This is a genomic window from Dyella silvatica, assembly GCF_026283955.1.
Taxonomy (GTDB): Bacteria; Pseudomonadota; Gammaproteobacteria; order Xanthomonadales; family Rhodanobacteraceae; genus Dyella_C; species Dyella_C silvatica.
Map to the genome: position 1 here is coordinate 40,545 of NZ_JAPDPE010000023.1, position 7,137 is coordinate 47,681.

Consider the following 7,137-nt stretch of genomic DNA (forward strand, 5'->3'; position numbering starts at 1 on the left):
ACGCGCCGATCGTGATCTGCGATGAGCCTTCGTCGTTCTTAGACGCCAAGTCGGAGTTCGCGGTGTACGAGTCGCTTGGCAAGCTCGCCAAAGACAAGGCCGTGGTTTTGATGACTCACCGGCTGGCCAGCGTGCGCAACGCGGATGTGACTTTTTGTCGAGAGTGGCTCGGTGGTAGAGCAGGGCAGGCACGCGCAATTGCTGGGCCTGGAAGGTCGCTACGCCGAGCTATACGCGCTGCAATCGCGCCTGCATGGGTGGGAGCATCCCTTGTCGGGCTCATAAAAACAGCCGGGCAAGCTCTCTTTCGATGGGGCCATTTTCAATGGCGTATTTTTTTCGTCATTTTTAGCCGATTTCGGTTGACACCCATGCATCCCCATGGGTACCTTGCGCACGCCACGGGGCAGGGCCCCTGGTACTTCTTCAGATAATCAAACAGTGAGAAATGGACAGTTACCCTCCTAGTCGATGCGCCGGCCTCGAATGCATGCATTCGGTGTTGGCGCGCCATATATCCAGAGCAGACCTCAGCGGCAATCGCCTGCGGTTCGCCGGTACTTTCCACGACTAGGAAAGTCCGGCTCACCTCATCGCGCTGCCACTGGCGTTTTGATGAGGTGAGTCATGAATAACCTGCATTTGCATGCAGTTCGCCGCCATGCGGCCAACACGTTTCGTCGTCGCAAGGCATCGAATGGCGCATCGAGCCGTTCGTATCGTGCCGTAGCCGTCTCCATGCCGCGCGGCGATGCCGCCTTGCCGCTGCGCGCCCAATGGTTCCGCCATCCGCTATCCGGCGCGCTGGAATGCCGCTGGGTTCCGCTGGAAACGGCGCGGCGAGCCCATCCACGGCAGATCGCGCGCATCCCCTCGATGATCCGCATGCATCGGCGCGCGCGTCGCGTCAGTATGCGTCCCCCTTTGTGCAAGCACGGCCATGGATAGCGATATGCGCCCTCCGCCATCTAGTAGCGATAGCGACCTTTACACCCTTCGGCGTAACACGCCGACCGTGTGGACGCACGCGCGATGCAGCTTGCACAAGTCATCATGACTTAAGGCCGGTTCGCGTCCGTGGCGCCCCATGCGGCGACCATCAGGACCGAATCATGCAGTTCCCATCTTTTTTGCAGCACAGCCGTCATCCTGTGCATACGCCCGACCGGTTGCTCAACGCGTATCTCGCGTGCCGGACGCCGATCCGATCGTCTTCGCCTGGACTCGCGATTAGCTTATGGCGTGCGTCGATAGCCAGCCTGCGCGCAACCCGTCGATGGATATCCCAGCGCTGACGCGCTGAGCCGATAGCCCGCGCCTTGGCCATCCGCTGGGCGGGCGAGACTTTCCATGCAGTGCCGGCGCCATAGACGCCGGTACTCAACCGCGAAGACATTTTATGAAGAGCATCCATTTTGTAGGCGAATGGTTCGAGTGCCGCGCGCCCGCGGGCGTGCTGGCTGATCCGCAGGCGATTCAGGCGCGTTGCATGCAATACATCGCCGGTCGCCATCTACCGATCAGCTATGCGCACTTCACCACCTCGGCCAGCGACGGTGTCATCGGCGCCATGACGGGCAAGGGCATTCACCTGGTGCTGCGGACCTTTCCGCGCGACAACACCGTGATTGCCGATTTACATGCCGATCAGGAAGAGGCTGCGGAAATCAGTGCCGCCATGCGCGTTTTCGATAGCTTGCGCGACGAGTTTCGCCCTATGCGCGCACTTCTGCATCGCGTGCAGCCATGTGGCCAGGCGCTGGTTGGCGCAACGCTTCCCGGTCAGGGGCGCACGCCGCGCGCGCCGACCGAGGTGCTGATGTCGACGCCGCTAAGGCGCGTGGGCTAATCGCATAAGACCACTGAGGGCTCACATTACTTCCAAGTCTTTTAACTGCCAACCACGGATCAGTACGCGCTGATCGCCACCGTGCCGGAGCGAGCAGCCGCCAGGACACGGCAACACCCACCCATACCGCGGTCACGCACCGCTCCGATCAGCTAGCGCTTGCGCGCTTGCTGCAGGGAGCGTTGCGTCCGAGATCTTGAGAACAGCAGCAAAGAGGTCGAATCGTTGCCCGGACGATCCACCTTCCTTCCAACGAGAGAGCCCGATGCCACATGCAGACTTGATCCGAGGCGCAGCTGCATTTCCCTTTCTTCGCACCCGTGTGCGGCGCCTTTTCTGAAAATGCCTGGATTTACCCATGATTTCCCGCAAGATAAAAAGCCAGAAGTTCGACTACGTACGCGCCTCGAACCTCGATCCTTGTAAGCGATTTTTGTATCACCCTTTCACCCGGCTCGGTTTTCAATTGCCTGTGCTGCTTGTTGGACTGGGCGTCCAAACGGCGCAGGCGCAGGATGCCAGTGCCCACTCCAGCATAGGCATGAGCAGCGACGTCGCCGGGAAAGCCAAGGCTGTGCCGAGCGACGCTCAGAGCAAGGACACGCCGGTGACCTTGAACGGCGTCGATGTCATGGCGTCATCGAGTGGCGCGGGGATGGCCGCCATACAAATCGTCGGCCCCAATGAATATGTGATCAATCGCAGCGATCTCGACGGCGCCCTGACGGGAAACAATGCGCTGGCCCTGCTAAAGAATGTTCCGGGGGCGTCGTATACCGCGACCGATAGCCTTGGCCTGGACATCTCGGCAACCAGCCTTTTTGTTCGTGGTTTTCGCATGAACGAAATGGGCGTGGTCTTCGAAGGCGTGCCACTGAACGACAATGGATTCCTCTCCATGACCGGCACCAGCGCGGTCAATGTCGGCGTCCCCGATGCTATCGGCTCCATCGATGTCACGCCCGGAACCGCGCGTGAAAGCCTTTTCTCCAGCAGTGCCAATGGTGGCGGCCTGATTTACTCGCTGGCCGAGCTCAAGGAAAAGCCAAGCCTGCTGATCAAGCAGACGTATGGAAGCAACAAGACCCTGGTGACGACCCTATCCGGTCAGACCGGGCGGCTGGGTGCGGATGGTCCGCAAGTCATGGTCGATCTGCAGCGTGTTTCGGCGGACAAGTATCAGGCAGGCGGAACGCAGAACTTTCTTCGCGGCGACTTGAAGGTCAAGCAGGACGTGTCGTGGGGCGACTTCACGCTGTTCGTTTCCGCAAGTCATGCGGCGGTATGGGGTTACAACAATCTGTCTTTCGACATGATTCGCAAGCTCGGCTGGAATGCAGATAGCTGGTATCCGAACTATGCGAGCGCGTATGAGGTTGCGCTTCCGGAAAACGCCAGCGCTTCTTGCGGCGCGTATACCTGCGGCAAGCTGTCGTCGCTGATTCCCTACGACACGGGCCAGAGCACCACCGATTACATCGAATCCATCGCTCATCATTTCAAGCTGTCGCCGTCGCTTATCGGCAGCGTGCAGTTGTATGGCGCAAGCAGCAAGACCGCAGCCAGTCTTGCGGATCCGACTACGCCGTCACCCTCGGGTGCGCCGTTCTCGGAGCAGGTTCAGCGGCCTCGGGTGAATCGTTTTGGCGGAACGTTGAATTTCACTTACACGCTGGGCAGCCACGTCATTACCACGGGTCTGTGGCAAGAGCGCACGAGGTCCGCCGTCAATACATCCTGGTATGACGAGCCGCTTCTGGGTGCGGGCGCGCCGCTCAAGACGACCGGCCCCTACGAGGTCTATGGGCCGGCTTTCCAGATGGCGAACAACTCCAGGTGGCGTCTCCGTTCGCGGCAGTTCTTCTTGCATGACGACTACGCCATCACCGATCAATTGACGCTGGGCATGGGCTTTAAGGCGGTGGACTTCTCCACCACGGGTGGTGGCGTGGGGCCGGATCAGGCGCCGTTTGGAACCTTGCGAGTGAAGAATAATTTCCTTCCGCATGTCTCGCTTTTCTGGAGCCCGAGCACGCAAACCGATGTGTTCGTGGATCTTGCCGAAACCGAGAACGGTTATCGCGTGGCCCAGCGCGGCAACATCGGATACACGGCTTCGGCATGGACGGTATCGAACCAGGACGAATTCGATAAGGTCAGCCAAACCATCCGTCCTGAAAAAGATTGGAATATCACGGCCGGGTTCACTCATCGCTTTGGCGACCTTACGCTGACTTACGATGCGTTCTACAGCGCCATACGCAACCGGTTGCTGTCAGCCGCCATCGGTAGTCAGTTCGCGCAGATCAACACGGTTGGGCTGATGCCCAGGATGCACATTATCGGCACCGATCTCGGTCTGACCGCCGATCTCTCCAGTCACGTCCAGTTCTATCAGGGCGTGGCGGTTGCCCGTTCGTTCTACGACAAGGATTTCGTCGTGGACGGTAACGTGTTTCCGATCAAGGGCAAGGCGCAGCCGGGTTACCCCATCGTGTCTCTGGTCAGTGACCTGTCGGCCAAGTTTCAATCCTGGCGGTTTGGCGCCACCAGCGTGGAATACCTTCGCCAACCGTTTTCTTACCAGAACGATATCTACGTGCCGAACTACTGGCAGGTCAATACGTATGCGTCCTATACGCTCAAGGCGAGCAAATCCATGCCGGAATGGAGCTTCAGGCTGGATATCAGCAATCTTCTCGACAGGAAAAATATCGGCACGTCGACCATTGCGGGCTCCCCCTTTTCCGGCGACTACCAGACCTTGCAGCGCAGCGCGCCACGACAGGTGATGTTTACCGTCACTGCCAAGTACTGAGGAGATCCACGAGGCATCGGGGGCAAGCCCCGATGCCTCTTTCGTTAGCCGGGTGAATCACTTTAGCGGGCGAGTGGCCTGGATAGCGACAGGCCCAGCCGGCGTCCGTAGTCGACCATGGCCTGGCCCTGCGGAAGGCGTGCGCGCTCATAAGAGGCCAATGCCTCGTCTACCGGTTGCGCGGCCAGGGCGCTAGCCAAGGCCATCGCATCGGCCGCGGCTTTTGCCACGCCCATGGCGGTGTGAGGGCGCGCGATAAACGCCGCATCACCAAGCAACACCACGCGGCGGTTCACCATGCGCGAACTTTCATAGTCGTAGATCGGCTGTAAGAACGGTTGCGGCTCCGCCGCGACGGCTGCCGCGAACGGTGGAGGAAGCTGCGACTGGGCATCGGCGATTAGCGCGTCGCGCACATCGCGCGGCAGCTCGCCGGGGCCGAGGGATAGCGCGCCAGCGCGTTGGGCACGCTTGAACAGATCGCTTAGTGATGCCGCCGGGAGCTGGCGATACCAAACCCAGTTGTAGCGGCGCTCGCCCTTGGCGATTTGCCCGTCGGCACCGGGCACCAGGTAGCCCAGCGCTTGCGTTCCTTCATCAAAATGAAAGGCGAAGCGCTCGAAGAGTATGTCGGCGGCGTGGCGCGGGACGGCATCTTCGGCGATCAGCCCGCGCCATGCGGCGTAACCGACGTAGTCGGGCCGCAGGCTGTTCGTCGCATCTTCGTTCACCACGTTGCGCACGATCGAGCCCTGACCGTCCGCGCCGATCAGCAGGTCGAACTCGAAGCCAGGCCCATCGGCCAGCATGACCTTGACGCTTTGATCGGACGGCGCGACCTCGCTGACCGTAGCGCCGGTAAGGTAGTGCCGCTCCGGCAGCAACTTGCGAAAACCGTCATAGAGCAAGTCCCAGGACATTTGCATCTGCGGACGGGGTTCACGCGTCATCACCTTGCCGTGCAGGTCCAGCACGATGCGCTCGTTCGCCCAGACGCCGGTCTCCGCAACCTGCGGAAGCCCCACTTCGTGAAGAATGCGGGTGACCTGTTCTTGCACGACCAGGCCGGCGCCGCGCCGGGTCAGGCCATGGCGGGCACGCTCCATCACAGTGACTTGGTGACCTTGCCGCATCAGCAGCACGGCGGCAAACAGGCCGCCGACCGAGCCGCCGACGATACCGATGCGCAGACTCATGCTGGTTTTCGTCCCGGAGCTTGTTCAAAGCAAGATATCGTGGACAAGAGCGGCGACGACGCGTGGCTGCCAAGCATGCTGAAAGTATCCAGATAAGGGCCAAGTAAGGGGGTAGCGCAGCCTTGACTTACGGCCGCGGCGATGCGGCGAAGCACCGGCGGTTGACGCCGTAGCCGCTACGGCCGAGCTGCGCGGGTGGTTTCTCGTGGGCGGCTTAGACGTAGCGCGGAATGGGGCCGAGCTGAGGCGTCATGCGGTCGCTCAGGTCGAACATGAGCTCATCGACATAGCACCAGCCCCAGCCCTCCGGTGGATCATAGCCTTCGATGATCGGATGCTGGGTGTGTTGAAAATGCTTGCGCGCGTGCCGGTTCGGTGAATCGTCGCAGCAACCCACGTGACCGCAGGTACGGCAGATGCGCAGGTGGACCCAGGTGTCGCCGGTTTTGAGGCATTCCTCGCAACCACGGGCACTTGGTATGACGTCACGAATCGAATCGAGATGGCTGCAATGACGGGACATTGAGAAACTCCGTTGTCAGCATAATGAGGTGATTCAGGCTTAATCGTTTTGCCGGCTATGGTCTTTCTAGTGACGCTGAATGGCTTGAACAAATGTGCGGTTCTCTGCGCATTTGTCATGCTTACCCCTATCACCAGGCCGCCGTGCCCCCCATCGCGCGAGGACCGCTGTGGCCATGGGAGGTATCGGCTGTTGCAAAGAAACCTTCGCCAACCCGCATCTTTGCTGCGGACCTGACGATTTACTCGATCGGGGGTATCCCGCCGCATGCGCTGCGTTATCTTGAACGAATGCATGACGACTGCAAGGCACTCACACCAGGCATGCTCATGTCATTCCTGTGAACCGGCGGCGTCAGCATATGACGGCGCTTCATTCGGTAGCGTCAGCCTGATCCATGCTTCACGGTTTCGCCTCCCGCCAGTGAGATGCACGATGCAAGACGATACGCACAACGCTCCGTACAATCCGGCCGATCCGGACCCTCGCTCGCGCGATGCGCAGCGATTTCCGCGCCTGACCGACGATATGGCCGAACGTATCGCGCTCTATGGCGCGGCCGAGCACGTGCCGGCGGGCACGCTGCTGTTTGAGCGCGGCCAACGCGGCGCAGATTTCTTTTTTGTGCTGGACGGTGGCATCGAAATCATCGACCTCGATGATGAAGGTCATCCGCGAACGGTGACGACGCATACGCGCCATCAATTCACCGGCGAGCTTGACCACTTCAATCAGCGCATGATCCTGGTGT

Annotated in this window: 6 protein-coding genes; 4 read left to right on the forward strand and 2 right to left on the reverse strand. The window is 60.3% G+C overall.

The window, feature by feature from the left end; all coding sequences use genetic code 11:
• The first annotated feature begins 627 nt into the window (after nucleotides 1–627).
• The 3 genes from OUZ52_RS06795 to OUZ52_RS06805 all read left to right on the forward strand — a co-directional run bounded on the left by OUZ52_RS06795 (nucleotide 628) and on the right by OUZ52_RS06805 (nucleotide 4,667).
• Nucleotides 628–948: a hypothetical protein gene (locus OUZ52_RS06795; protein ID WP_266157624.1), complete on the forward strand. Its 321-nt coding sequence runs from the start codon at nucleotides 628–630 to the stop codon at nucleotides 946–948.
• Between the two features lie 451 nt (nucleotides 949–1,399).
• A complete protein-coding gene (locus OUZ52_RS06800; protein ID WP_266157625.1) occupies nucleotides 1,400–1,849 on the forward strand; it encodes a hypothetical protein in 450 nt (149 codons plus the stop codon).
• A gap of 541 nt (nucleotides 1,850–2,390) precedes the next feature.
• Nucleotides 2,391–4,667 carry a TonB-dependent receptor gene (locus OUZ52_RS06805; protein ID WP_323135321.1) on the forward strand — a complete coding sequence of 759 codons (2,277 nt, stop codon included), beginning with the start codon at nucleotides 2,391–2,393 and terminating at the stop codon, nucleotides 4,665–4,667.
• 62 nt (nucleotides 4,668–4,729) lie between these two features.
• Here the strand turns inward: OUZ52_RS06805 and OUZ52_RS06810 are convergent, their stop codons facing one another.
• The gene (locus OUZ52_RS06810; protein WP_266157627.1) at nucleotides 4,730–5,863 is read right to left on the reverse strand and encodes an FAD binding domain-containing protein; all 1,134 of its coding nucleotides are present in this window, start codon (nucleotides 5,861–5,863) and stop codon (nucleotides 4,730–4,732) included.
• Between the two features lie 214 nt (nucleotides 5,864–6,077).
• Nucleotides 6,078–6,386 carry a UBP-type zinc finger domain-containing protein gene (locus tag OUZ52_RS06815; RefSeq protein ID WP_266157628.1) on the reverse strand — a complete coding sequence of 103 codons (309 nt, stop codon included), beginning with the start codon at nucleotides 6,384–6,386 and terminating at the stop codon, nucleotides 6,078–6,080.
• 435 nt (nucleotides 6,387–6,821) lie between these two features.
• On the opposite strand from OUZ52_RS06815, the gene OUZ52_RS06820 reads away from it, so the two are divergent.
• Nucleotides 6,822–7,137: cyclic nucleotide-binding domain-containing protein (locus OUZ52_RS06820; RefSeq protein ID WP_266157629.1), on the forward strand; the 316-nt coding region annotated here is incomplete at its 3' end.